Source organism: Alcaligenes faecalis, from assembly GCF_041521385.1.
Lineage (GTDB): Bacteria > Pseudomonadota > Gammaproteobacteria > Burkholderiales > Burkholderiaceae_B > Alcaligenes > Alcaligenes faecalis_E.
On sequence record NZ_CP168006.1, the window covers coordinates 3,612,768 to 3,636,838 of the forward strand.

General features: G+C 56.5%; 22 protein-coding genes. 14 read left to right on the plus strand and 8 right to left on the minus strand.

Going from position 1 to position 24,071, the window contains the following annotated elements:
• Positions 1-82: 82 nt before the first annotated feature.
• Genes kdsB through ACDI13_RS15640 form a run of 5 tightly spaced genes read right to left on the minus strand, consistent with a single transcriptional unit; the run spans position 83 to position 3,119 of the window.
• Positions 83-847 carry a 3-deoxy-manno-octulosonate cytidylyltransferase gene (kdsB, locus tag ACDI13_RS15620; protein WP_316989524.1) on the minus strand — a complete coding sequence of 255 codons (765 nt, stop codon included), beginning with the start codon at positions 845-847 and terminating at the stop codon, positions 83-85.
• Position 848: 1 nt separating this feature from the next.
• Complete coding sequence (locus ACDI13_RS15625) at positions 849-1,034, minus strand: Trm112 family protein (protein ID WP_316989523.1); 186 nt, start codon at positions 1,032-1,034, stop codon at positions 849-851.
• On the minus strand, positions 1,034-2,113 hold the full coding sequence (gene lpxK / locus ACDI13_RS15630) for a tetraacyldisaccharide 4'-kinase (protein ID WP_316989268.1): 1,080 nt from the start codon (positions 2,111-2,113) through the stop codon (positions 1,034-1,036). The genes ACDI13_RS15625 and lpxK overlap by 1 nt, the downstream gene beginning before the upstream one ends.
• A complete protein-coding gene (locus tag ACDI13_RS15635; RefSeq protein ID WP_316989267.1) occupies positions 2,110-2,514 on the minus strand; it encodes a biopolymer transporter ExbD in 405 nt (134 codons plus the stop codon). The genes lpxK and ACDI13_RS15635 overlap by 4 nt, the downstream gene beginning before the upstream one ends.
• Positions 2,514-3,119, minus strand: a complete 606-nt coding sequence (locus ACDI13_RS15640) for a MotA/TolQ/ExbB proton channel family protein (RefSeq protein ID WP_316989266.1) — start codon at positions 3,117-3,119, stop codon at positions 2,514-2,516. Before ACDI13_RS15640 ends, ACDI13_RS15635 begins: the two co-directional genes overlap by 1 nt.
• Before the next feature lie 426 nt (positions 3,120-3,545).
• Here ACDI13_RS15640 and xseA point away from each other — a divergent pair, with 426 nt between their 5' ends.
• Together xseA and sodB are read left to right on the plus strand one after the other, a co-directional pair.
• The gene (gene xseA, locus ACDI13_RS15645) at positions 3,546-4,892 is read left to right on the plus strand and encodes an exodeoxyribonuclease VII large subunit (protein WP_316989265.1); all 1,347 of its coding nucleotides are present in this window, start codon (positions 3,546-3,548) and stop codon (positions 4,890-4,892) included.
• A gap of 53 nt (positions 4,893-4,945) precedes the next feature.
• Positions 4,946-5,524 carry a superoxide dismutase [Fe] gene (gene sodB, locus ACDI13_RS15650; protein WP_009455685.1) on the plus strand — a complete coding sequence of 193 codons (579 nt, stop codon included), beginning with the start codon at positions 4,946-4,948 and terminating at the stop codon, positions 5,522-5,524.
• Between the two features lie 139 nt (positions 5,525-5,663).
• Here the strand turns inward: sodB and bfr are convergent, their stop codons facing one another.
• Complete coding sequence (gene bfr / locus ACDI13_RS15655) at positions 5,664-6,128, minus strand: bacterioferritin (RefSeq protein ID WP_316989264.1); 465 nt, start codon at positions 6,126-6,128, stop codon at positions 5,664-5,666.
• Positions 6,129-6,451: 323 nt separating this feature from the next.
• Between bfr and pcaF the strand changes: the two genes are divergently transcribed.
• Positions 6,452-7,657 carry a 3-oxoadipyl-CoA thiolase gene (gene pcaF / locus ACDI13_RS15660; RefSeq protein WP_316989263.1) on the plus strand — a complete coding sequence of 402 codons (1,206 nt, stop codon included), beginning with the start codon at positions 6,452-6,454 and terminating at the stop codon, positions 7,655-7,657.
• Here pcaF and ACDI13_RS15665 read toward each other — a convergent pair whose 3' ends face one another.
• Both ACDI13_RS15665 and ACDI13_RS15670 read right to left on the minus strand, forming a co-directional pair.
• Positions 7,658-8,128: a DUF192 domain-containing protein gene (locus tag ACDI13_RS15665; protein WP_316989262.1), complete on the minus strand. Its 471-nt coding sequence runs from the start codon at positions 8,126-8,128 to the stop codon at positions 7,658-7,660.
• 46 nt (positions 8,129-8,174) lie between these two features.
• Positions 8,175-8,420, minus strand: a complete 246-nt coding sequence (locus ACDI13_RS15670; protein WP_003801483.1) for a cold-shock protein — start codon at positions 8,418-8,420, stop codon at positions 8,175-8,177.
• Between the two features lie 165 nt (positions 8,421-8,585).
• On the opposite strand from ACDI13_RS15670, the gene clpS reads away from it, so the two are divergent.
• From clpS to ACDI13_RS15725, 11 genes are all read left to right on the plus strand, one after another.
• The gene (gene clpS, locus ACDI13_RS15675; RefSeq protein WP_316989261.1) at positions 8,586-8,909 is read left to right on the plus strand and encodes an ATP-dependent Clp protease adapter ClpS; all 324 of its coding nucleotides are present in this window, start codon (positions 8,586-8,588) and stop codon (positions 8,907-8,909) included.
• 93 nt (positions 8,910-9,002) lie between these two features.
• The gene (gene clpA, locus ACDI13_RS15680; RefSeq protein WP_316989260.1) at positions 9,003-11,324 is read left to right on the plus strand and encodes an ATP-dependent Clp protease ATP-binding subunit ClpA; all 2,322 of its coding nucleotides are present in this window, start codon (positions 9,003-9,005) and stop codon (positions 11,322-11,324) included.
• 3 nt (positions 11,325-11,327) lie between these two features.
• Entirely contained in the window at positions 11,328-12,614 is a 1,287-nt protein-coding gene (locus ACDI13_RS15685; RefSeq protein WP_316989259.1) for a paraquat-inducible protein A, read from the plus strand.
• Between the two features lie 10 nt (positions 12,615-12,624).
• Complete coding sequence (locus ACDI13_RS15690) at positions 12,625-14,277, plus strand: MlaD family protein (protein ID WP_316989258.1); 1,653 nt, start codon at positions 12,625-12,627, stop codon at positions 14,275-14,277.
• The gene (locus ACDI13_RS15695; RefSeq protein WP_316989257.1) at positions 14,274-14,888 is read left to right on the plus strand and encodes a PqiC family protein; all 615 of its coding nucleotides are present in this window, start codon (positions 14,274-14,276) and stop codon (positions 14,886-14,888) included. Before ACDI13_RS15690 ends, ACDI13_RS15695 begins: the two co-directional genes overlap by 4 nt.
• Positions 14,889-15,000: 112 nt before the next feature.
• On the plus strand, positions 15,001-18,774 hold the full coding sequence (putA, locus tag ACDI13_RS15700; protein ID WP_316989256.1) for a trifunctional transcriptional regulator/proline dehydrogenase/L-glutamate gamma-semialdehyde dehydrogenase: 3,774 nt from the start codon (positions 15,001-15,003) through the stop codon (positions 18,772-18,774).
• Positions 18,775-18,903: 129 nt separating this feature from the next.
• A complete protein-coding gene (locus ACDI13_RS15705; RefSeq protein WP_316989255.1) occupies positions 18,904-20,061 on the plus strand; it encodes a branched-chain amino acid ABC transporter substrate-binding protein in 1,158 nt (385 codons plus the stop codon).
• Positions 20,062-20,189: 128 nt separating this feature from the next.
• Positions 20,190-21,122, plus strand: a complete 933-nt coding sequence (locus ACDI13_RS15710) for a branched-chain amino acid ABC transporter permease (protein WP_094196387.1) — start codon at positions 20,190-20,192, stop codon at positions 21,120-21,122.
• Positions 21,119-22,225, plus strand: coding sequence for an ABC transporter ATP-binding protein (locus ACDI13_RS15715; RefSeq protein WP_372372513.1), 1,107 nt, complete (start codon positions 21,119-21,121; stop codon positions 22,223-22,225). Before ACDI13_RS15710 ends, ACDI13_RS15715 begins: the two co-directional genes overlap by 4 nt.
• Positions 22,222-23,058: an ABC transporter ATP-binding protein gene (locus tag ACDI13_RS15720; RefSeq protein ID WP_316991129.1), complete on the plus strand. Its 837-nt coding sequence runs from the start codon at positions 22,222-22,224 to the stop codon at positions 23,056-23,058. Before ACDI13_RS15715 ends, ACDI13_RS15720 begins: the two co-directional genes overlap by 4 nt.
• The gene (locus tag ACDI13_RS15725) at positions 23,055-23,792 is read left to right on the plus strand and encodes an ABC transporter ATP-binding protein (RefSeq protein ID WP_316991128.1); all 738 of its coding nucleotides are present in this window, start codon (positions 23,055-23,057) and stop codon (positions 23,790-23,792) included. Before ACDI13_RS15720 ends, ACDI13_RS15725 begins: the two co-directional genes overlap by 4 nt.
• The last annotated feature ends 279 nt before the right edge of the window (positions 23,793-24,071 follow it).

Here is a 24,071-nt window from a genome sequence, read left to right on the forward strand (position 1 = left end):
TCGATCCGATTCACGCTTCAACATGATGCGTTGCAGCATAATGAGCGCATTTTTTATTCGGATAGCGCAGAAAAAAGATCTTTTATAACCGATTTGCGAAGTGAGCGCGTACTCTTTCCAGGTCTTGTTCGGTGTCTACCCCGGCTGCAGGAATCTCCTGGAGGCGGTGAACCATAATCTGGAAGCCGTTTTCCATGGCTCGCAACTGCTCCAGAGACTCGAAGTGCTCCAGCGGCCCACGCGGTAGCTGGGCGTACTGCTGCAGGAAGCGATTTCGGTACGCGTACAGGCCAATATGGTGCAATGCGGGAAGCCCGTCGGCCAGTATCCGTTCGCCATTGGCCAGTGCGTCGCGGGCCCAGGGCATGGGGGCGCGGGAAAAGTACAGGGCGCGGCCTTGCAGGTCGCACACCACTTTCACCGCATTGGGATTGAACAGCGTCTCGGCGTTCTTGATGGGCGCGGCCAGCGTGGCGATATCCGCCGGTTCGCTACGAGCCAGCAGTGCGGCGGCGGCCTGGATGTGCTCGGGCTGGATCAGGGGTTCGTCACCTTGCACATTGACCACGATTTCGTCCTCGGACAGCTCCAACAGGCGGGCGGCCTGGGCCAGGCGATCCGTGCCGGTCGGGTGTTCGGCGTCGGTCAGCAAGGCCTTGAAGCCGTGCGCCTGGACGGCCTCAAGCACTTGCGGCGAGTCCGTCGCCACCCACACCTGACGCGCTCCGCTCCGTGCTGCTTGCTGGGCGCAGCGCACGATCATGGGTTGGCCAGCAATGTCGGCCAAGGGCTTGTTGGGCAGGCGGGTGGAACCGAGGCGTGCGGGGATGATGACGGAAAAAGTCATATCAGTTGCTGGAAGGTTCCTGCGCGTCCAGTTGACGTGCTTCGTTGATCAGCATGGTGGGGATGCCGTCCACAACAGGGAAGGCCAGCTTGTCAGCTTTGCAAACCAGTTCCTGCTGTTCGCGGTCGTGGCGCAGTGGGCCTTTGCACAAAGGGCAGACCAGCACGTCGAGTAGGCGAGTTTCCATTATTGAACTCCGGATAAAGAGGGTGGGGTTAAGCGCCGCTTGCGCAACAGGCTGTCCAGTTCAGCAATCCAGTCCGGGCGTGAGAACTCGGGTTGGACATCGACAACCCACAGTCGTGAGTCGTTCAGGTGCTGGCATTTTACGGCGTCTTTACGGGTAATGAGTACCAGCCCGTCATGCAGGGCCTGAAAGTCCTGGGCTTGCAAGGCGGCATGGTCGGGCAGGGGGAAAGTCTGACTTAGATGCAGACCACAAGCGCGCAGCATCGAAAAAAAACGGTCGGGTTGGCCAATGGCGGCCAGGGCCTGCAGTGCTTGTTGACCGTACTCCTGCTGCCAGTCCGACCAGTTCAGGCTGCGGCCCGAACTCAGGTGCTCCACCTGGTATGGACGCAGGCTCATGCTCAGGGCGCGGCCAGGCTCAGCGGGTTGAGGGGTAGCAGGCGGTGTTTGGTCGGCCACAATCTGGCTGATCAGCCAGTCCACGCTGCGCAGGCGTTCGGGGCCTTCACGCAATGGGCCGGCTGGCAGCAGCAAGCCGTTCCCCACACCACGAGCATCCTGGACCACGACTTCCAGATCGCGTTGCAGGGCCAGATGTTGAAGGCCGTCATCCGAGATAATCAGGTCGACTGCTGGGTATTTCTTGAGTAAAGCCTGGGCAGCCAGCGCACGGCGAGGGTGGACAGCAATGGGGGCCTGGGTTTGGGCGGCAATCAAGGCAGGCTCATCACCAAATTGTTCGGCGGCTAATTTTCCTTGACCTACACGTGGGCTGGGGCCGATCTTCATGCCATACCCACGACTGACAATGCCAGGAGTCCATCCCAAAGTGCGTAATTGCTCGGTCAGCGCCAGGACAACGGGGGTCTTGCCCGCGCCACCGACGATGATATTGCCCACCACAATCACGGGCACCGGGCTGCGGTAGGATGCGCAGGGATCTTGCTCGTAGCGATGCTGCTTGCGTTGTACGAAGATTGCCGCCAGCGCGGAAAGAGGGCGCATCAAAAGACTGAACCAGCCTTTTGTTTGCCACTGCCGATGGAGCCAATCAGTCAGGTGGACGCGCACACTCATGGGGCCTGGGTCGCAAAGTGAATGCGATGGATGCCAACCTGGCGGGCGGCTTCCATGGCTTGGACCACTGCAAAGTGGGGCGCCTGGGCATCAGCCAGAATCAGCAGGCTGCTGTTCTCGTCGGTCTTTTCGGTAGACAGGGCTTGGCTAAGGGGGGAGGCGTTACTGGCGTCCAGCCACATGCCGTTCAAGGCATAGCGCCCATCCTGGCTGATGGCCAATAGCAGTTCAGCCGCCTGGGCAGCTTGGGCCTGAGCCTGGGGCAGCGACACATCCAGCTGGCGATAGCGCACGAAGGTGCTGCTGGCGGCCAGAAAAATCAGCACCACCAGTAAGACATCAATCAAGGGCACCAGATTCAGCTCCAGCGTGTCTGGGTCTTGGGCTCGGTGAAAGCGCATCAGGCAGCCCTCTGCGCCAGCAGGCGATCCAGGACACCGGCTTCTGTTTCCAGGCAATGCAGCAGGTAGTCGGCACGGCTGCGAAAGTAGCGGTGAAAGATCATGGCTGGGACAGCAATCAGAATCCCCAGGGCGGTGTTGTAGAGGGCAACGGAAATGCCACGGGCAATCAGGCTGGGGTCGCCACCTGCGGGGTCGTAGGCGGCGAAAATATCGATCATGCCAATAACCGTACCGAACAGACCCAGTAAAGGGGCAATGACGGCAATCGTGCCTAATGCCGGAATGTACTTGTTCAATTGGTAGCTGATATCTTTGCCTTCTGCTTCCACGGCGGCCTCACGCAAGGCAGGGGGCAGGTGGCGGTTCCTCAGTACGGTGGCTAATACTCGACCCAAAGGCGAGTTGTCGTACAAGCGAGGCAGGGAGTCATCCTGGATACGGTTCTGGGCCGTGAGTTCGCTGATCTGGCGTGCCAGTCCGGTCGGTAAGATCCGTTTGCTGCGCAGGGCCAGAAGGCGCTCCAGGATCAAACCCAGGGCAAGAATGGAGCAGGCCAGCAGGAACCAGACAGGCCAGCCAGCGGCATGGATCAAAGTAAGCACGAGTCGATTATCCGGTCAGGAAACAAATCAGCACTTATTGTAGAGCCCCTGTCTGCATTGCGGGAATGTTCCGGCGCGAGCGCGGTACACTTTACGGTCTTTTTCACGCAAAGTGATGCCAAACCCCTGATGTATTTGAAGTAATAGGTGTAGTGCTAAAGCTATCCACAAAAACTGTGGATAATTCTGTGCATAAAACATCCCATAGTGGCTCGGGTGGTGGTTTAGAGGTTCTCTGGTTAATTTTCGACCATCTTTGTGTTTTCGTAAATATCGTTTAATTTCAATTGCTTAGTATGATTATGTGATGTGTTCTATCAGGTATTGAGTGGAAACCATTGTCTTGGCGTCTATTTGACAAAACCATGACAGTTGTGGATACGGAGCGGTGGAAAACTAGCTCGTGGCGAGTCAAAAACAAAGAATATGATGCATTATCAAGAATCTAGAGCACCTGCGGTATGGACCGTGGCACAGTTGAACCGCCGTGTCAGCCAATTGCTGGACGAGCACATGCCGGTGGTTTGGGTCAGTGGCGAAGTATCCAACTTTACCCAGGCTGCGTCCGGGCATTGGTACTTCTCCATCAAGGACGACAAGGCGGCTGTTCGTGCCGTGATGTTCCGGGGGCGTGCTCAAGCCGTGGGCTTTGTGCCGCGTGCGGGCGAGCGTTTCGAGTTTCGCTGTTCGGTGACTTTGTACGAGGCCCGTGGGGACTTTCAGGTTCAGGTCGAGGGCATGCGCCGCGCGGGCCTGGGGGATTTGCATGAGGCGTTTTTGCGACTGAAAAGCCAACTGCAAAGCGAAGGGCTGTTCGAGCCGGAACGCAAACGTCCCATCGTCAGTTTGCCGCGCAGCATAGGTATTATCACCTCCTTGGCGGCGGCGGCCTTGCGAGATGTGCTGACTGCCCTGGAGCGCCGAGCCCCGCATGTGCGCATCATTATTTACCCTGCCCCGGTTCAAGGTGCCGAAGCGCCGCCGCGATTGCGCCAGGCTCTGGAAACGGCGGTTGAGCGCGCCGAGGTCGACACCCTCTTGCTGGTGCGTGGGGGCGGCAGTCTGGAGGACCTTTGGGCGTTTAACGATGAGGGTCTGGCACGCCTGATTGCCTCCAGCCCTATCCCTATTATTAGTGGGGTGGGGCACGAGACGGACTTCACCATTGCTGATTTCGTGGCCGATTTGCGCGCACCCACCCCCACCGCAGCAGCCGAATTGGCTTGTCTGGGGCGTGATCAGTTGCTGGAGCAGGTGTTTGCACGCATGGGGGCGTTGAGCCACGGCGTGCAACGTCACCTGGACCGTGCTTCCTTGCGCCTGGATCGGGCGGTGGCCAAACTGGTTTCTCCGCATCAACGTCTTGCCCAGCAGCAGCAACGCCTGGATCATCTGAGCCAAAGGCTGCAACGCGTGGCCCGCAGCGTTCCCGATACCGCTGCTTTGCGCCTGGTCACCTTGAAGGCGCGTTTGGAGCGCAGCATTCCGCAACTGACGTCAAGACAGCAAAATCTGAATATGCTTTTCCAGCAGTTGGAAAAAGGTCTGGATCATGCGCTGGTTTTGCGCCGTCAACGCCTGGCTGCGGCCCAGCAAACACTGCAAGCCTTGTCTCCACGTCTTATCATCAATCGTGGATATGCCATAGTCAGGGATAGCGAGGGGAAAGTTGTAAAAAATGCGTTAGACTTAAAGATTGGTGAACGACTCGATGTCGAGTTGAGTCGCGGTCATGTGACGGTGGATGTGGTGCGCACGCACGATCTACTTTAGGCTGCGTCGTCCTTGTTGGATACCAAACCCGGTTTTTTTTAGAAGGAATTGAAATGGCATTCACTCTTCCAGCTCTTCCATACGAACTCAACGCTCTTGAGCCACATATCTCCAAAGAGACGTTGGAGTTTCACTACGGTAAGCATCATCAGGCTTACGTCACCAACCTGAACAACCTGGTTGCTGGCACCGAATTTGAAAACGCTTCCCTGGAAGATGTGGTCAAGAAATCCTCCGGTGGCGTGTTCAACAACGCTGCCCAGGTTTGGAACCACACTTTCTACTGGAACAGCCTGTCCCCTAACGGCGGCGGCGCTCCTACTGGCAAAGTGGCTGATGCCATCAACGCCAAATGGGGCAGCTTTGACGCCTTCAAAGAAGCCTTCACCAAGTCTGCCGTTGGCAACTTCGGTTCGGGCTGGACCTGGTTGGTCAAAAAGGCCGACGGTTCTCTGGATATCGTCAACACCAGCAACGCTGGCACGACCCTGACTTCCGATGACGTTGCCCTGATCACCTGTGATGTGTGGGAACACGCCTACTACATCGATTACCGCAATGCCCGTCCCAAGTACCTGGAAATTTTCTGGAACCTGGTGAACTGGGATTTTGCCGCCAAGAACCTGGGTTAATTTTCCCAGTCTTGGGCAGCACTCTGTGTTGTGCTGCACGGCAATAAGAAACCGCCATGCGCAATGCTGGCGGTTTTTTTATGGCTTCAATGCAAACAAGGCATAAGGCATGGGCCGCCATGCCTTGTTGTTGAAAGCGTTACATCTGGGATTGCTGGTAGTTTTCCAGACCCACTTTTTCGATCAGGCTCAATTGTTTTTCCAGCCAGTAGGTGTGGTCTTCTTCTGTGTCACGCAACTGGGCCAGAATGATGTCTCGGGTGACAAAATCGCTGGCGGACTCAGCCAGTGCCATGCCTTTTTGCAGCGCGGCGCGAACTTCGTATTCCAGTTCCAGGTCCTTGCGCAACATACTGACCACGTCCTTGCCGGGCTCAAACGCAGTGGGGCGCATATCGGGAATGCCGTCGAGCATCAGGATGCGGCGGATCAGGGCGTCAGCGTGCTGGGTTTCTTCTTCCATTTCGTGGTTCATGCGTTCGTAAAGCTGCGTGAAACCCAGATGCTCGTAAAAACGGGAATGGATAAAGTACTGGTCGCGCGCTGCGAGTTCGCCGCGCAGCAACTGATTCAGATAGTCGAGGACTTCGGGATTGCCTTGCATGATGATGAGCCTGTAGAGGATGTCAACGTCAAGAGTATGCCATGAGCAGGCCATGCCAGGGGTTGGGCAGGCAGAGTCCAGATTCGGGAGGGACGAAATTTTGACTGATTTTTTCTGTTCCGTCTCTATGCATATTTGCGGTTTTTGAGTTTTTGCTTTGAACTGGCTGTTGGGGGGCTTGCGTTGAATTGACCGCTCAGCGGACAAGTGTGCGGGTGGGGAAAATACCATGTGTGCTCTGGCGCTACTATCAAAACCATTGATTTCGAGCGCGTTTCATAGCGTGCTTGCGTGATTTTATTCAAGTTTTCAGGGTGATTTTCATGAGTCAGGACGCCTTTATTTGTGATGCGGTTCGTACGCCTTTCGGACGTTATGGCGGTTCACTGTCCGCTGTAAGGGCAGATGACCTCGGGGCGGTGCCCATTGCTGCGCTGATCAAGCGCAATCCCCAAATTGATTGGAGCAAGCTGGATGATGTGATGTACGGCTGCGCCAACCAGGCCGGTGAAGACAACCGCAACGTGGCACGCATGTCGGCCTTGTTGGCTGGTTTGCCCGTGGATGTGCCTGGCGTGACCTTGAACCGTCTGTGTGGTTCGGGTCTGGACGCCATTGGGTCGGCTGCACGAGCCATTCGTGCCGGTGATGCCTCTTTCATCCTGGCTGGCGGTGTGGAAAGCATGAGTCGCGCTCCCTTTGTCATGGGCAAGGCCGAAACGGCGTTCTCCCGCAGTGCGGGTATTTACGACACCACGATTGGCTGGCGTTTCATCAACAAAGCCATGAAAGAGCAGTACGGTGTGGACTCCATGCCCGAAACGGCTGAAAACGTGGCTCAGCAGTTCAATGTGTCCCGTGAGGACCAGGACGTGTTTGCTTTGAACAGCCAACTGCGCGCTGCCGCTGCCCAGGAAGCCGGCATTCTGGCTGAAGAAATCACCCCTGTGATCATTCCCCAGCGCAAGGGTGATCCCATTGTGGTGGACAAGGACGAACACCCACGTGCCACGACGCTGGAGTCCCTGACTCGTTTGAAACCTGTCGTGCGTGCTGATGGCACCGTGACGGCCGGTAATGCCTCGGGCGTGAATGATGGTGCTTGCGCGCTGCTGGTCGCCAACAAGGCAACCGTGGAAGCCCAGGGCCTGACTCCGCGCGCTCGTGTGGTGGCCATGGCCTTTGCTGGTGTGGAACCGCGCATCATGGGTATTGGCCCGGCACCTGCCAGCCAGAAAGTCCTGGCCTTGGCCGGTCTGACTCTGGATCAAATGGATGTGATCGAGCTGAACGAAGCCTTCGCCGCCCAAGGTCTGGCGGTGACTCGCATGCTGGGTCTGGCTGATAACGACCCGCGCGTGAACCCGAACGGGGGCGCGATTGCGCTGGGTCACCCTCTGGGTGCCAGTGGTGCGCGTCTGGCGATTGCGGCTATTAACCAATTGCATCGCACAGGCGGACGCTACGCCCTGTGCACCATGTGTATTGGTGTCGGCCAGGGCGTGGCCTTGATTCTCGAGCGCGTCTAACTAAGGTTGCAGGGCAGGCAGGCCGGTGATTGTCTCGCCGGCCTTTTTGTCTGCTTGCTTGAACCAGCCTTGTTCCATTTCCAGGGCGTAGCGCACAGGCCGCACCGGGCAGTGGGATTGAAGATCAAAGGGCTGCATGGCCTCGATATTGGTAATCGTGCCTTCATCGGTAATAAAGGCGATATCCAGCGGCAGGGGCGTATTCTTCATCCAGAAGCAAGGCATTCCGGTTTGCTCGAATACGAATAACATGCCGTGATCGGGGGCCAGGCTTTCTCGATGCATCAAGCCTTGAGCACGAGTCTCGTCGCGATCGGCCACTTCAGCCTGGATTTTTTTGGAACCCAGGGTCAGTGTCAGGGTGGGAAGAGTCTCATCAGCCTGGGCCGGGGCGCTAATACAAAGCGCTGCCAGGAGACAGGCAAAAAAAACAGGGCGCGCAGGCCCCGTAGTTGTAGTGCGATACTGCATGTGTGTTGCAAACCTGCTTTTGTTAGAATCGAGAGCGCAAGAGATCTTAAGGCGAAGTAATATTAAGTGCCTGCTTGCCTTTAGGGCCTTGGGCGACTTCATACAGAACTTTCTGGCCTTCTTTCAAGGTCTTGAACCCGTTCATCTGAATGGATGAAAAATGAGCGAAGAGATCTTCGCCGCCGTTATCGGGTGTAATAAACCCAAAGCCTTTGGCGTCATTGAACCACTTAACGGTCCCGGATAGTTTTTGATTGTCTCCAGTGCCTGCGGTGGTGGTAGTTTCCGACATGCTTGCTGCCTCTCAACTTAGTGTATGGTTGATACTTTTTTCGGCCCCTCCCTGGGCCTGTGATCACGGCACTTCACTTTTTATTGCGAAGTTGACACGATCAGTCGGATGATGCTGAATTTTGTTCCCCCCAGTCAACCTATGGAAAGCACCTAGTTCTGTATTATGGCCATTGAGATCGATAAGCAAGGCGCCACAACGGTAGAGCGCCAAACTGCGCGGCTTGCCCCCCCTCCCATGTATCAGGTCATCTTGCTCAACGATGACTACACACCCATGGAGTTTGTGGTGAATATACTGGAGCGGGTATTTGCCAAGACCCCGGAGCAGGCCGAACAGCTTATGCTTAAAGTACATTACGAGGGCAGGGCGGTCTGTGGTGTGTATCCGCGCGATATTGCGGCCACCAAGGTGGAAATTGTGCGACAACTGGCGCAGTCGCGACAGCATCCTTTGCAGTGCGTGATGGAGCCGGTGCCTGATGCTTGACCATTTAGTGGTTTACCGTATTGTTCAGATCAGGCAAATTAGTCATAGAATAGCTTTAACCCCTAGTTTTACTCTTGCCGTGTAGGAGGAAGCATGATCTCCGAAGAACTTGAAGTCAGTCTACACATGGCCTTTGTCGAGGCTCGTGCCGCGCGCCATGAATTCATCACGGTAGAGCATCTGCTGTTGTCCCTGCTTGATAACGCCTCCACGCTGGAAGTGTTGAAAGCATGTGCTGCCGATATTGATGCACTGCGCCAGAATCTGCGTAAATTCATTAATGAAAATACGCCCACTTTCCCTGGCGAAGGCGAGGTCGATACCCAACCTACGCTGGGCTTTCAGCGTGTGATACAGCGTGCCATCATGCACGTATCGTCCAGTAACTCCGGTAAAAATGTGGTGTCCGGCGCGAATGTGCTGGTGGCGATGTACGGTGAAAAAGACTCGCATGCCGTGTATTACCTGCAGCAACAAGGCGTCTCGCGCCTGGATGTCGTCAATTTTCTCTCGCACGGTATTACCAAGGCCAATCCGGAGCCTGCTGCTCCCGAGCCTCCTAAGGCCGCTGCTGCTGCGGAAACGGATACCCGTTCGGACGCTCAGAAGTCTCCCCTGGATCTGTACGCGACTGACCTGAATACCGAAGCCAGCCAGGGGCGTATCGACCCGCTGATTGGTCGTGAGAAGGAGGTGGAGCGCGTCATCCAGGTTCTGTGCCGCCGTCGCAAGAACAACCCCTTGCTGGTGGGTGAGGCAGGCGTGGGCAAGACGGCAATCGCCGAAGGTCTGGCCCTGCGTATTCAACGTGGTGATGTGCCGGAAATTCTGAGCGAAGCGCGCGTGTATGCCTTGGACATGGGGGCCTTGCTGGCCGGTACCAAGTACCGGGGCGACTTTGAACAGCGCCTGAAAGCGGTGCTCAAGCAGCTCAAGGAAACAGCACAGTCCATTTTGTTTATTGACGAAATCCACACGCTGATCGGAGCCGGTTCGGCTTCGGGCGGTACGCTGGATGCCTCCAATTTGCTCAAGCCCGCGCTGTCCTCGGGTCAGCTCAAATGTCTGGGGGCAACCACTTACTCGGAATACCGGGGGATTTTCGAGAAAGACCATGCTTTGTCACGTCGTTTCCAGAAAATTGATGTGGTCGAGCCCACGGTAGAGCAGACCATTCAGATTTTGCGTGGTTTGAAGTCCAGTTTTGAAGAGCACCACGGCGTGCGTTATTCGGCGGCTGCGCTTACAGCGGCAGCGGAATTGTCCGCGCGCTACATCAATGACCGCTTTTTGCCGGATAAGGCCATTGACGTGATCGACGAGGCCGGTGCGGCGCAGCGCCTGCTGCCACGCTCCAAGCAGAAAAAGGTCATTGGCAAGGCTGATATCCAGGCCACGGTTTCGCGTATTGCGCGCATTCCGCCCCAGACCGTCTCTAGCGACGATCGCAATAAGTTGGCAACCTTGGCGCGCGACTTGAAATCGGTCGTGTTTGGTCAGGATATGGCCATTGATGCCTTGGCAGCGGCGATCAAGATGGCCCGTTCGGGCCTGGGGCTGCCCGATAAGCCGATAGGTTCTTTCCTGTTCTCCGGCCCGACTGGTGTGGGCAAAACCGAAGTGGCACGTCAGTTGGCCTTTGTGTTGGGTGTCGAGCTGCTGCGCTTTGATATGTCCGAGTACATGGAGCGTCACACCGTATCGCGCCTGATCGGTGCACCTCCCGGCTATGTGGGTTTCGACCAGGGGGGCTTGTTGACCGAAGCGGTTACCAAACAGCCGCACTGCGTACTCTTGTTGGACGAGATCGAGAAAGCGCACCCGGACGTCTATAACATCCTGCTCCAAGTGATGGATCACGGCACCTTGACAGATAACAATGGCCGCAAGACGGACTTCCGTAACGTCATCCTGATCATGACCACCAACGCCGGTGCCGAAGCACTGAACAAGACCAGCATCGGCTTTACCCAGGCCCAGCGTTCCGGCGATGAAATGCAGGATATCAAGCGTCATTTCTCTCCGGAGTTCCGCAATCGTCTGGATGCGATTATTGGCTTCAAGCCGTTGTCGCGCGACATTATTCTGCGTGTGGTGGACAAGTTCCTGATGCAGTTGGAAAACCAGTTGCACGAGAAACGCGTCGAAGTGTCCTTCTCGGACGCCTTGCGTGAACACCTGGCGGCCAAGGGCTTCGATCCAGCGATGGGTGCTCGCCCCATGCACAGGCTGATCCAGGACACCATTCGCCGGGCGCTGGCCGACGAGCTGTTGTTTGGTCGTCTGGTCGATGGTGGCCAGGTTGAGGTTGATCTGGACGAGAATGGCGAGGTGGTGCTGGAGTATCCTTCTTCAGGGCCAGACGAACCTGACAGCAAGACCTCCTCGCGTCCTGAGCCGGAATTAGTCGATTAAGCCGTGAGGGCATCGCGCCCCTTAATCGTCTGTACGCATTGTGACACCGTACACGAGCGAGTCCCCCTTCAAGAGGCGGGGCTCGCTCGTTGTATACGTTGTGATACCGAACTTTACCGCCACAGCCGATTTTCGCCACGTGAATGGCAAGCCCTGGTTCTGGCGGTTTTCATTCTTTTTCTGATTGCCAATCTGTTTCCCGTCGTCCATCTGAGCATGGCGGGTAAAACGGTATCGCCCACCTTTCCTAAAGCCTTGCTGTTGATCTGGCAGCAGGGGTATTGGGGCTTGTCCGTGATGGCGGGGTTGGTGGGTTTTTGGCTACCCTTGTTCCAACTGATCTTCCAGTTCTGGGCTTTGGGGCTGATTGCCCGAGCAAAACCCTTGCCGGGTGATTTCGGTATTGGCCTGCGCGCTCTGAGCCATCTGGAGCACTGGTCCATGACGGCTGTGTTGTTCTTGGGTTTGATCGTGGCGATTGTGAAGTTTGCTGGCATCGGGCATTTGACGGTGGCGCCAGGTTTGTATGCATTTTTTGTGCTGACGTTCCTGTTAACCGGCTTGAGCCGTATTACGGCAGGTCGCCTTTGGCGCTGGGCGGAGGATCGTGAGTTGGTTCCGATTGCGACCCGCCAAGTCTTGAATGTGTGTCCGGCCTGGAGCGCCTGCACCCATTGCGGATTTGTCCAATCCAGCCAGAACACACGTTGTGATCGCTGTGCAGCCCCTGTTCATAAACGCAAACCGAATAGCCGTACACGAGTTGCCGCACTGGTGTTGACGGCTTGTGTTTTTTATATTCCTGCCAATGTCCTGCCGGTGATGGAGCTGCGCAGCATTATGGGCACCAGTGCCCATACTATTTTGGGTGGGGTCATTCAGCTTTGGGAGTTGGGCTCCTGGGACTTGGCCCTGATTGTCTTTATTGCCAGTATTGTCGTGCCGATCACCAAGCTCTTGGCTTTGGTCGTTTTGTTGATTGGGCGGCGCTGGCGGGGTAATGAGGTGCAGCGCCAGCGCAACCGTATTTACGATATGGTCGAGCTGATTGGGCAATGGTCCATGTTGGATGTGTTCGTGGTGGTCCTGATGGCTGCATTGGCCAATTTCCCTGGGCTGTCACAAATCATTCCTGGGGCAGGGGCCTTGAGCTTTGGCATGGTGGTGGTCTTGACCATGTTGGCTGCGCTTAGTTACGACCCGCGTCAGGGCTGGGACCAGGGGGCCCACGACGAAGCTCTAGACCCGCAACAAAAGCTGTCCTCGCCTGTGCCAAAGGCGACTTCCTGAAGGAAATAAGGTGCAAGAATCAACCACACAGCGCCCGGGCGGTCAGACCGAGCCGGCGCAACCGAATGTGATTCCCTCCAAGCGTTCTCGATTCTCCTGGATCTGGATTTTGCCGATGGCGGCTGCCTTGGTGGGGGCGTCGTTGGTGTTGCGAAACTGGATGTTGACGGGGCCGCGGATTACGATCAGCTTTGATTCAGCCGATGGTTTGGCGGTAGACCAAACCAAGCTGCGGTATCGCGATGTGGATGTGGGGACGATTTCCGATATTCAGGTCAGTCCGGATCGCAAAGGCGTGATCGTGACGGCTCAGTTGGAACGCGACGGCTCGGCGTTTATCACTCAAGAAGGCACCCATTTTTGGGTGGTACGTCCGCGTTTGGGCTTAAGCGGGGTATCAGGACTGGGCACCTTGTTGTCAGGTGTATATATCGGCGTAGATGCTCCCCTTGAGGTGAACAAAAAGACAGATCAACTGGACTTTGTCGGCCTGGAGAGCCCGCCCGAAGTGACCAGTGGTCGTGCTGGCAAACGCTATGTGTTGACCGCGCCTGAACTGGGTTCGCTGGATCTGGGCTCTCCCCTGTACTACAAAGGGATTCAGGTCGGGCAGGTCAGCAGCTTCGAGCTGAACGAGGCAGGGGATGGGGTTCGTGTACAGGTGTTTGTGGATGCGCCCAACGATAAGTTTGTGACTCAAGGTTCGCGCTTTTGGAACGTCAGTGGTGTGAACATGTCCCTGGATTCCACGGGCTTTAATGTGCGTACGCACTCTTTGGTTTCTGCCTTGGCAGGTGGCCTGGCTTTTGATCAGATGGAAGGCGAGCCCACGGAAGTGGCAGCGGCAGATGCCCAATACGAGCTATTTCCGACACAAGATCGCGCCATGGCCGAGCCCGATGGCCCTGCGGTTGAGCTGCGTTTTCACTTCCATCAGTCCGTACGCGGTTTGATACCGGGCTCCAAGGTGGAGTTCCGAGGCCTGGAGCTAGGCCAGGTCTATGATGTGGATCTGGAATTTGACTTTGAGCGCAAACGCTTTTTCGCTTTGGTAAAAGCCCGTATCTACCCACAACGCTTCGGTCACCTGTACGAGCGGGTTGTAGAAACCCAACCAGGGGAAAAAGACTCGATAAGTGCTTTGTTTAAACCAATGGTTGAACGTGGGTTGCGTGCTCAGTTGCGTCCTGCCAGCCTGATTACCGGTCAGCAGTATATTGCCCTGGAGTTTTTCGACAAAGCACCAAAAGCCGATTTTGATGAGGGGGCCAAGCCCTTGGTGGTACCCGTAATTGCCGGTGATTTTGACCGCTTGCAAGAGCAGGTCAGCGACATTGTCACGAAGATTTCAGCGATTCCATTCGATCAGATTGGTCAGAATCTGCAAAACGGGCTGACGGAGCTGGGGCAGGTGCTCAGGCAATTGGACAAGACGACAATGCCGCAACTAAATGGTGCGCTCAAATCCATGGATGTGGCTGTTCAGAAACTGGGTGCCATGCTGGACTCGGATTCTTCCTTCAATACCTCGGTGGATCAAACCTTGAACGAGCTGAAACGTTCCTTGCGATCCCTGCGTGACTTAAGTGACACCTTGCAAAGCCAGCCTTCGGCAGTTTTGCGAGGCCGTTCCCCTGATGTGCTGCCGGAGCCTGCGCCATGATGTCCCGTTTTCTGATTCCCGTGGTGTGCGCCGCTTTGCTGACGGCTTGCGCCTCATCTGCGCCCACTTACTACACCTTGCAAACTCCCAATGCCGCTCCTGCGGCGGTGGCCCCTTTCACGCAAGCGTGGAAGGGTTTTCAGTTGCGACGCATGGATATGCCCGCTCAGTTGGATCGTCGATCCTTCGTGCTGACGCAGGCCGTGGGTGGGCAGGTTAATTTGCTGAACGATAGCCAGTGGGCATCGCCGTTGCCCGACGAAATGTCCCTGGCCTTGGTGTCTGGTTTGCAGGATCGTCTGGGTGTTCCTCAGTTAGCCAGCGCCGCTGCGAAAACGCCACGCTGGCAGATTGATGTGCTGGTGCAGCGTTTTGAGTCCGTCTATGGTGAACGCGCTACCCTGGAGTTGAGCTGGGCCTTGACCCCTGTGGGGTTTGAGGGGAAAACCCAGCAATGTCGCTGGCTGGACTCCGAGCCAGCCTCTACGGTTCCAGAACTGGTGCAGGCGCATCGCCTATTGCAGCGGCGCTGGGCCGATGCGCTGGCAGCTCAAATGCAGGGTAAACCTGTTCCGGCTCAGTTCGGCAAGGCCATGATTTGTATGAGTTAAGCTCTGAGGTTAACTTTTTCTTGCACGGGTTAACCTGAATACGAAATTGGGTTAACCGTCAGTATTATTTCGGCATATCGCAGTTAAAAAAAGCGTAACCGGGATAAACAGCATGGCGAGCACAACCTTGGGGATCAAAGTCGATATAGAGCTGCGCGAACGTTTACGGCGTGCGGCTGATCAGTTGCAGTGCACTCCACATTGGCTGCACAAGCAGGCTTTGCTGTCCTATATCGAAGGCATCGAGCGAGGTGTACTGCCTGGCGAATTGGCTCTGCTTGGCGGGGGCGATTCCGAAGCCGCCGAAGAAGGTGTCGTGCTGCCTGCTATTGCGTTTTACGGCTTCGCCCAAGATGTGCAGCCGCAAAGCGTGTTGCGTGCTGCCATTACTGCTGCTTATCGTCGTCCAGAAACCGATTGTTTGCCTTTGCTGCTGAGCGCAGCGCGTTTTTCCCAAAGTGCGCGTGCCCAGGAATTGGCCGCTCGTTTGGTCAAAGCGCTACGCGCCAAGCGCCGGGGCGGTGGGGTAGAAGGTCTGATCCAGGAGTTCTCCCTGTCCAGCCAGGAAGGTGTGGCCTTGATGTGTCTGGCCGAAGCTTTGCTGCGTATCCCTGACCGCGCGACACGCGATGCCTTGATTCGTGACAAGATCAGCCACGGCGACTGGCGTGCACATATGGGCGAGTCTCCTTCCTTGTTTGTGAATGCCGCCACCTGGGGCTTGATGCTGACGGGGCGCTTGGTGAGCGTCAATAGCGAAAAGAATTTGTCCTCCGCCTTGACCCGCCTGATCGGCAAGGGCGGCGAGCCCTTGATCCGCAAGGGTGTGGACGTCGCCATGCGCATGATGGGTGAGCAGTTCGTCACCGGGCAAACCATTGCCTCGGCACTGGCCAATAGCCGCAAATTTGAAGAGCAGGGCTTCCGTTATTCCTACGATATGTTGGGCGAGGCCGCCACGACAGCGGAAGACGCGCAGCGTTACTACCAGGCATACGAACAAGCTATCCACGCGATTGGTCGTGCCAGCCAGGGGCGGGGGATTTACGAAGGCCCTGGCATTTCCATCAAGCTGTCTGCACTGCACCCGCGCTACAGCCGCTCACAGCGTGATCGCGTTATGCGCGAGCTCTTTCCGCGCTTGTTGTCCCTGGCGCAACTGGCCCATCACTACGATGTGGGTCTGAACATTGACGCCGAAGAAGCGGACCGTCTGGAAGTGTCCTTGGACTTGCTGGACAAGCTGTGCTTTGACCCGTCTTTGGCAGGCTGGAACGGCATTGGTTTTGTGGTGCAGGCGTATCAAAAGCGTGCCCCCTTTGTGATTGACTACCTGATTGATCTGGCCCGCCGCAGCGGTCACCGCCTGATGTTGCGTCTGGTGAAAGGCGCGTACTGGGACTCGGAAATCAAACGTGCCCAAGTCGATGGCCTGGAAGACTACCCCGTCTATACCCGCAAGGTTCATACCGACGTGTCCTACCTGGCTTGCGCTCGCAAGCTCTTGCAGGCTCCCGAAGCCGTGTACCCGCAGTTTGCGACGCACAATGCCCAAACTTTGGCCGCCATTTATGTGATGGCCGGTCAGAACTATTACACCGGTCAATATGAGTTCCAGTGTCTGCACGGCATGGGCGAGGACCTGTACGACGAAGTGGTCGGCCCAAGCAAAGACGGCAAACTGAACCGTCCTTGCCGTATCTATGCACCTGTCGGTTCTCACGAAACCTTGCTGGCTTATCTGGTGCGCCGTTTGCTGGAAAACGGTGCCAATACCTCCTTCGTGAATCAGATTGGTGATGCTGATGTGAACATGGAACAATTGATTGCCGACCCCGTGGCTCAGGCCTTGAGCCTGCAACCCGTGGGGCGTCCGCATGACAAGATTCCACTGCCGCGCCAATTGTATTGGGATGCCGAGCAGCGCATGAACTCGGCTGGTCTGGACTTAAGCAACGAGCATCGCTTGGGCTCCTTGGCCGCCACCTTGATGCAAACCGCCGCTTTGCCACGTCAGGCTCAGCCTATCCTGGGTCAGGGCAATCCGGTCTGGGATGAGTCCAAGGCCACCATTGTTCGTAATCCGGCCAATCACCAGGACGTGGTGGGACAGGTCATGGTTGCTACGGCGCAGGATGTGGAGCAGGCCCTGGAAGCCGCCAGCCACTATGCGCCTATCTGGCAGGCTACGCCGGTACAAGAGCGTGCCGCTGCCTTGCACCAAGCCGCCCAATTGCTGGAAGACAATATGCAGGACTTGATGGGCCTGCTGGTGCGTGAGGCCGGCAAGTCCTACGCGAATGCCATTGCTGAGGTGCGTGAAGCCGTGGACTTCCTGCGCTATTACGCCGGACAAGTCTTGCGCGATTTTGATAATGATGAGTACCGTCCTGTGGGCGTGGTGCTGTGCATCAGTCCCTGGAACTTCCCTTTGGCTATTTTCCTGGGTCAGGTATCGGCCGCGTTGGCTGCGGGTAACGTTGTTCTGGCCAAGCCCGCTGAGCAAACCTGCCTGATTGCGGCGGCGGCTGTTGAGTTGCTACATAAAGCCGGCATTGCTCCCGGAGCCTTGCAGCTCCTGCCCGGCGATGGCCCGTCTGTGGGTGCGCCTTTGGCGGCCAGTGAAAAGGTCAATGCCGTTATGTTTACCGGCTCGACCGCCGTTGCCATGGGCTTGAATCGTCAATTGGCCACACGTTTGACGGCTGACGGCCAGGCCGTGCCGCTGATTGCCGAAACCGGCGGCTTGAACGCTATGGTGGTCGACAGTTCGGCCTTGCCTGAGCAGGTGGTGTTTGATGTCTTGAACTCGGCCTTTGACTCGGCTGGTCAGCGTTGTTCTGCCTTGCGATTGCTATGCATTCAGGAGGATGTGGCCGAGCGTGTGCTAACCATGCTGAACGGTGCCATGCAGGAGCTGAGCGTGGGCAATCCAGATTTGCTCAGCACCGATGTCGGTCCAGTGATTGATGAAGAAGCTCGCTCCGGTATCGAAGAACACATCAGCGCCATGCGCGAGGCAGGTTTTCGCATCACTCAAAGTGAGCAAAGTCGTAGCCTGACAGGAACGTTTGTCTTGCCGACCATTATCGAGATTGAGCAGGTCAAGGATCTGGAACGCGAAATTTTCGGTCCCGTATTGCATGTCATACGCTTCAAACGTAGCGAACTGGACAGCCTGATCAATCAGATCAACGAACGTGGCTACGGCCTGACCTTTGGCGTTCACACCCGTCTGGACGAAACTGTTGAGCGTGTCGTTTCGCGCATTCACGCCGGTAACGTCTATGTGAACCGCAATATGGTGGGCGCGGTGGTAGGCGTACAACCTTTTGGTGGCGAAGGCTTGTCGGGTACGGGCCCCAAAGCGGGCGGCCCCTTGTACCTGCGTCGACTGCTGAGTCGTTGTCCGCAGAATCTGCCCTTGCAAACTTGGCAGGAGCAGGGCGTGGTTTTGCCCGGCCCGACGGGTGAATCCAATACGTATCAACTGCAGCCACGCGGGCGTGTTCTGTGCATGCCCGTCAGCGTTCATGGCTGGCGCGCCCAGCGTGACGCCTGCGCGCAAAGCGGCAATCAGGCCATCTTGCTGGACCGTTTGGGTTTGGGTAACTGGCAGGATGCCCCTGCCGAGCAAATCACCCTGTCTGATTTAGGTGGGGCAGAATATGATGCTGTTTTGTTTGAAGGTGACAGCGATGAACTCCGGCACGTGCTGGGCCAGGTGGCTGAACGCCGCGGCCCCATTGTTGGGGTTCAGGGGCTGTTGACACAGGAATTGGAGGAGGGCGCGGTGTACGTGATCGAGCGTTTGCTGCGTGAAGTCTCAGTTAGTACCAATACAGCGGCAGCTGGGGGCAATGCCAGTTTGATGATGGTTGGTTGATCTTGGCGGGTACCCATTGTTATGCATACGTTTGGTCGCACATTTCACCTGGAGCGGCGGCCCGGCGTCCATTTTCGCGGCACGGGCCGGCTTGTAGCGCGGCTATATTAAAAAACGAAGGAGAACACTATGCAGTCCATCACGACGTTTAAATTGGCCTTGGTTTCGACAGCGGTTTTCGGTGCATTGGCGGCCAGCCCCGCCTTGGCCGCTGACAAGGTTATCAAGCTGGGTTTTGCGGCTCCCCTGACCGGCCCGCAAGCTCACTACGGTGAAGATATGCGCAACGGTCTGGTGCTGGCACTGGAAGAGGCTAACGCCCAGAAGATTGAGATTGATGGTGAGACCGCTCGTTTCGAGCTGGTGGCCAAGGATGATCAGGCTGACCCGCGTACCGCTGTTCAGGTAGCTCAGCAAATTGTGGATGATGAGGTCGATGGCGTGTTGGGCCATTTCAACTCGGGTACCACCATTCCTGCCTCGCGTGTCTACAACGATGCGGGTATCCCCCAGATCGCCATGGCAACCTCGCCTGAGTACACCCAGCAAGGTTACGACAACACCTTCCGCATGATGACCAGCGACACCCAGCAAGGTGCGGCAGTGGGTCAGTTCATTGTCAAGGATCTGGCGGCCAAGAAAGTGGCTCTGATCGATGACCGTACCGCCTATGGCCAAGGTCTGACAGACCAGGTTGCCCGTGCGGTAGAAAAAGCCGGTGGCCAGATCGTCGCCCGTGAATACACCACGGACAAAGCCAACGATTTCACCTCCATTCTGACCAACATCAAGTCCAAGGCACCCGATGCCATCTTCTTTGGTGGTCTGGACGCGCAGTCCGGCCCGATGAAGCGTCAGATGCAGACGCTGGACATCCAGGCACCACTGGTTTCGGGAGAAATGACCCGCAGCGACACCTTCTTGCGCTTGGCTGGCAATGCCGCCAACGGTACCTATGCGTCCCTGGCTGGTGTGCCGCTATCTACCATGGCCGCTGGTGAAAAGTTCGCCAAGGACTATCAAGTCCGTTTCAAGGTTGACCCCGGTGTTTACGCTCCGTACGCCTACGACGGTGCCTGGAACATGATCACTGCCATGAAAGAAGCAGGCTCTTCCAAAGCGGAAGACTACCTGCCTAAGCTGGCTGCCTTGAAACGCAACGGCGCTACCAGCAGCAATATTGCCTACGACCAGAACGGCGACCTGAAAGAAATCGCCGTCACTATCTACGAAGTGAAAGATGGCAAATGGACGATGGTAAAAACCATGGTCAGCCAGGCTAACTAAGCGCGTTTGATCCTGCAGTTTGAGCCCTTCGGGGCTCATCTTTACCGTGGCCTGTGTTTGGCAGGCTCACGCTCTCTGTTCTGTCGCCCTGCGCCAGGGCAGGGAGCAATGACCACGAGTCCCAATCTATGGAAATCCTGATACAACAACTCATAAATGGCCTGACCGTGGGCAGTGTCTACGCGCTGGTGGCGCTGGGCTACACCATGGTGTACGGAATTATTGGCCTGATTAATTTTGCGCATGGTGATGTCGTCATGGTTGGGGCGATGTTGGCTACGACAGTGGTGTTGTCGCTGGTCGGTGCGGACCCGGCAGGCTTGTCCGCCTGGTTGATGGTGGGGCTGGCCCTCTTGGCCGCTATCCCGGTTTGCATGGGCATAGGCTGGACCGCCGAGCGTTATGCCTATCGTCCCTTGCGACGTGCTCCCCGTCTGGCGGCACTGATCACGGCTATCGGTGTGTCTTTCATTGTGCAGAATCTGGCTATGATGATCTGGGGGCGTAACTACCTGAGCTTCCCGCACATTATTGAGCCCATGGTGTTCCAGTTGGGCGAAGCACGCATCAGCTTGCTGCAAATTCTGATTATTGTCGGTGCCGCTGCGATCATGTCTGGCCTGATGGTGCTGGTGCACCGCACCCGTCTGGGTACGGCCATGCGTGCTACCGCCCAGAACCGGGAAGTGGCCGGCCTGATGGGGGTGAACATCAATACGGTGATCTCCGCTGCCTTTGTGATTGGCTCGGCCTTGGCGGCTGTTGCAGGCGTCATGATCGTGACCTACTACGGTGTTGCCCAATACACGATGGGCTTCATGCTGGGCCTGAAAGCTTTTACCGCCGCTGTTTTGGGTGGCATTGGTAATTTGGGTGGCGCCATGCTGGGTGGCTTGCTGCTGGGCTTGATCGAAGCTCTGGGCGCAGGCTACATCGGTGACCTGACCAATGGGGTCTTTGGCAGTAACTATCAGGATGTGTTCTCTTTTATCGTGCTGATCTTGGTGCTGATTTTCCGTCCCTCGGGCCTGTTGGGTGAACGTGTGGGAGATCGCGCATGAGTTTGAATCAAACATTAAGTGGCGCTGGCTCCAAACAGCGTCCCGCAACACCGGCTAAAGTCTGGGTCGGTGCGCTTCTTATCGGTGTGGTGCTGGCCATTCTGCCTTTTGTTTTGGGGATGGCCGGTCAAAGCTGGGTCCGCACACTGAACTTTGCCTTGCTGTATGTGATGCTGGCCCTGGGCCTGAACATTGTGGTGGGCTTTGCCGGTTTGCTGGATCTGGGCTATATCGCCTTCTATGCCGTTGGGGCCTATGTCTGGGCCATGTTGGCCTCGCCACATTTTGGTCTGCATTTGCCGTTCTGGATGGTGCTGCCAGCCGGTATCGCCTTGGCGGCGGTCTTCGGTGTGCTACTGGGTTTTCCGGTGCTGCGCTTGCGAGGCGACTATCTGGCCATTGTGACGCTGGGTTTCGGTGAGATTATCCGCATCTTCATGAACAACCTGGATGCGCCCGTCAATATCACCAACGGCCCGCAAGGGATCAACCGGATCGATACCTTCAAGATTGGTGACTTTATTTTCGGCAAGGCAGAAACCCTGTTTGGCATACGGATTACCGGGCCAGAGAAATACTATTACTTGCTCCTGCTGATCACGCTGTTGATTGTATTCATCTGCGTGCGCCTGCAGCACTCCCGTATTGGCCGTGCCTGGGAGGCCATTCGTGAAGACGAAATCGCTGCCAAGGCCATGGGCATCAATACCCGTAACGTCAAACTGCTGGCCTTTGCCATGGGTGCGACGTTTGGTGGCGTGGCAGGGGGCTTGTTTGCTTCCATGCAAGGCTTCGTTAGCCCAGAGAGCTTTAGCCTGACCGAGTCCATTTCCGTGCTGTGCATGGTGGTGCTGGGTGGTATGGGCCATATCCCTGGTGTGATTGTGGGTGCTTTGCTGCTTTCCGTATTTCCCGAACTGTTGCGTTCCGTCGTAGTGCCCTTGCAGCAAAGCGTGTTTGGCGACGTGATTCTGGATCCGGACGGCATCCGTATGCTGTTGTTTGGCTTTGCCCTGGTACTGGTCATGATCTATCGCCCTGAAGGCCTGTGGCCCTCGGCCGTGCGCCGTCGTGAACGCAAAATGAAGCAGGTGCAAGCATGAGTCTGACCATGAACCAACACGTAAAAGACGGCGAGGTGCTGTTGCAGGCAGAAGGCTTGTCCAAACGCTTTGGCGGTTTGCAGGCCTTGTCCGACGTCAGCTTCAGCATTCGCAAGGGCGATATCTACGGTCTGATCGGCCCGAACGGCGCGGGTAAAACCACGCTGTTTAACGTAATGACGGGCTTGTATATCCCCGAGTCCGGTCGCTGCACCTTTGCCGGTCGCAACCTGACCGATTGCAAACCCCATCAAATCGCTGAATCCGGTTTTGCGCGTACCTTCCAGAACATCCGCTTGTTCGGCAGCCTGTCAGCCCTGGAAAACGTCATGATTGGCCGCCACGTCCGCACCCGTGCGGGCGTGTTGGGGGCGGTGCTGCGTAACCGCGCTACCCGTCAGGAAGAAGAGCAGATTGAAGCCCGTGCTTACGAGCTGCTGGAGTACGTCGGTATCGCCCAGCACGCCAACGAGATTGCGCGCTCCTTGTCCTACGGCGACCAACGTCGCCTGGAAATTGCCCGTGCATTGGCAACCGATCCTATGCTGCTGGCACTGGACGAACCCGCTGCTGGCATGAACCCGTCCGAGACCGTCGTCCTGCGCCAATTGATTGAAAAAATCCGTAGTGACGGCATTACCGTCTTGCTGATTGAACACGATATGAAGCTGGTCATGGGCCTGTGTGATCGAGTTCTGGTGCTGGAGTACGGCAAAGTGCTGGCCGAAGGCAAACCTGCCGAAGTCCAACATAACCCACGCGTAATTGAAGCCTATCTGGGTGCAGGTGCCGCCAAAGAGCTGGGTGTTAACGTTGAAGAGGAAAAGGCATGAGCACAGAACCGTTGATGTTGGATATTCGGGGTCTGGATGTGGCTTATGGCGGCATCCGGGCGGTACGTGGCTTGGATTTACGAGTGGGCAAAGGAGAGCTGGTCTGCCTGATCGGAGCGAACGGCGCCGGTAAAAGCACCACGCTGAGAGCTATCACAGGCCTGGTGCCTGCGGCTGCGGGTCAGATCGAACATCAAGGCGAGAGCATCATTGGCCTGCCATCGCACCAACTGGTGCGCCGTGGCGTGGTTATGGTGCCGGAAGGGCGGGGGATTTTTCCGCAACTGACGATCGAAGAAAACTTGGCCATGGGGGCGTATACCCGCAAGGACCACCACGAAGTGCGCCAGGATATCGACCGTATCTATACCTTGTTCCCGCGTCTGGCGGAGCGTAAAAAACAATCGGCAGGGACCTTATCCGGTGGGGAGCAACAGATGGTGGCAATGGGACGGGCCATGATTTCCCGGCCTTCATTGCTGCTGCTGGATGAGCCTTCAATGGGTCTGGCTCCCATCATGGTCGAACGGATTTTTGAATTGATCCAGACGATTGCCAAAGAAGGCGTGACGATCTTGCTGATCGAGCAGAATGCGCGACTGGCTTTAGAACTGGGGGATCGAGGCTATGTGATGGAATCAGGCCAGATTATCCTGGAAGGCCCGGCTGCGCAGTTGCTGCATGACCCGAAGGTGAGAGCGGCATATCTGGGGGAAGAGGATTTTGCTGCTTAGGTAGGATTCAGGTTTGGAGGAAAAGCCAATCAGCCCAAAGCCGATTGGCTTTTTTTTGTGCTAAGTCTTATAAGTAGCGCAGATTGACGTATAGGTGTCTGTTTTCGACCCGAAGTGGCCGGAAACGGACGGTGGTCCCGATAAATAAATCAGCCTCCTCTTCACTTATGTCCTATTCCGAGCTCGGCATCGACGAGCACGCCACCATTCAATTTGAACCTTGTCGTTGGCTTGTTCATGCAGATGTATGGCGGGCTCTACCCTTAAAAATGCTGGCGC

Bases quoted from the DNA above. Each gene is read 5' to 3' on its own strand.
- kdsB (WP_316989524.1), bottom strand. From the start codon at position 847: ATGACTTTTTCCGTCATCATCCCCGCACGCCTCGGTTCCACCCGCCTG.
- lpxK (WP_316989268.1), bottom strand. From the start codon at position 2,113: ATGAGTGTGCGCGTCCACCTGACTGATTGGCTCCATCGGCAGTGGCAA.
- clpA (WP_316989260.1), top strand. From the start codon at position 9,003: ATGATCTCCGAAGAACTTGAAGTCAGTCTACACATGGCCTTTGTCGAG.
- ACDI13_RS15720 (WP_316991129.1), top strand. From the start codon at position 22,222: ATGAGTCTGACCATGAACCAACACGTAAAAGACGGCGAGGTGCTGTTG.
- ACDI13_RS15710 (WP_094196387.1), top strand. From the start codon at position 20,190: ATGGAAATCCTGATACAACAACTCATAAATGGCCTGACCGTGGGCAGT.
- xseA (WP_316989265.1), top strand. From the start codon at position 3,546: ATGATGCATTATCAAGAATCTAGAGCACCTGCGGTATGGACCGTGGCA.
- pcaF (WP_316989263.1), top strand. From the start codon at position 6,452: ATGAGTCAGGACGCCTTTATTTGTGATGCGGTTCGTACGCCTTTCGGA.
- ACDI13_RS15705 (WP_316989255.1), top strand. From the start codon at position 18,904: ATGCAGTCCATCACGACGTTTAAATTGGCCTTGGTTTCGACAGCGGTT.
- clpS (WP_316989261.1), top strand. From the start codon at position 8,586: ATGGCCATTGAGATCGATAAGCAAGGCGCCACAACGGTAGAGCGCCAA.
- ACDI13_RS15665 (WP_316989262.1), bottom strand. From the start codon at position 8,128: ATGCAGTATCGCACTACAACTACGGGGCCTGCGCGCCCTGTTTTTTTT.
- ACDI13_RS15635 (WP_316989267.1), bottom strand. From the start codon at position 2,514: ATGCGCTTTCACCGAGCCCAAGACCCAGACACGCTGGAGCTGAATCTG.
- bfr (WP_316989264.1), bottom strand. From the start codon at position 6,128: ATGCAAGGCAATCCCGAAGTCCTCGACTATCTGAATCAGTTGCTGCGC.
- ACDI13_RS15725 (WP_316991128.1), top strand. From the start codon at position 23,055: ATGAGCACAGAACCGTTGATGTTGGATATTCGGGGTCTGGATGTGGCT.
- ACDI13_RS15695 (WP_316989257.1), top strand. From the start codon at position 14,274: ATGATGTCCCGTTTTCTGATTCCCGTGGTGTGCGCCGCTTTGCTGACG.
- ACDI13_RS15625 (WP_316989523.1), bottom strand. From the start codon at position 1,034: ATGGAAACTCGCCTACTCGACGTGCTGGTCTGCCCTTTGTGCAAAGGC.
- sodB (WP_009455685.1), top strand. From the start codon at position 4,946: ATGGCATTCACTCTTCCAGCTCTTCCATACGAACTCAACGCTCTTGAG.
- ACDI13_RS15670 (WP_003801483.1), bottom strand. From the start codon at position 8,420: ATGTCGGAAACTACCACCACCGCAGGCACTGGAGACAATCAAAAACTA.
- ACDI13_RS15715 (WP_372372513.1), top strand. From the start codon at position 21,119: ATGAGTTTGAATCAAACATTAAGTGGCGCTGGCTCCAAACAGCGTCCC.
- putA (WP_316989256.1), top strand. From the start codon at position 15,001: ATGGCGAGCACAACCTTGGGGATCAAAGTCGATATAGAGCTGCGCGAA.